The organism is Neisseria sp. P0021.S007 (genome assembly GCF_051956855.1).
Genome location: NZ_JBQCXA010001172.1, coordinates 1 through 522 on the forward strand (window position 1 = coordinate 1; position 522 = coordinate 522).

Annotated in this window: 1 protein-coding gene; it reads left to right on the forward strand. The window is 48.9% G+C overall.

Features of this window, described 5'->3' with window-relative positions; genetic code table 11:
• Positions 1 to 427: ACT domain-containing protein (locus ACTHUR_RS18120; protein WP_440400141.1), on the forward strand; the 427-nt coding region annotated here is incomplete at its 5' end.
• Between the last annotated feature and the right edge of the window lie 95 nt (positions 428 to 522).

Consider the following 522-nt stretch of genomic DNA (forward strand, 5'->3'; position numbering starts at 1 on the left):
GTATTATGGTGCAGGCGCCGGTGCATTGCCAACGGCTTCTGCCGTGGTTGCCGATATCATTGATATTGCCCGCCTGATTGAAGCTGAGACTGACCATCGTGTCCCTCACTTGGCATTCCAACCTTCGCAAGTTCAAGCGCAAAATATTCTGCCTATGGATGAAATCACCAGCAGCTACTATTTGCGCGTTCAAGCAACTGACGAACCGGGCACTTTGGGTCAAATTGCCGCACTCTTGGCCAAAGAAAATGTTTCTATCGAGGCTCTGATTCAAAAAGGTGTGATTAATCAAAGTACTGCCGAAATTGTGATTCTGACCCATACCACAGTGGAACACAACGTCAAACGTGCTATCGCAGCGATTGAAGCACTGAGTTGCGTGGATGCTCCGATCACCATGATCCGCATGGAAAGCCTGCATGACTGAGCAACAAACGGAAAGGCCGTCTGAAGAGCAACTGGCAGCCAGAAAAAAAGCCAAGGCAAAAATCCGCACCATCCGCATTTGGGCATGGATTATTT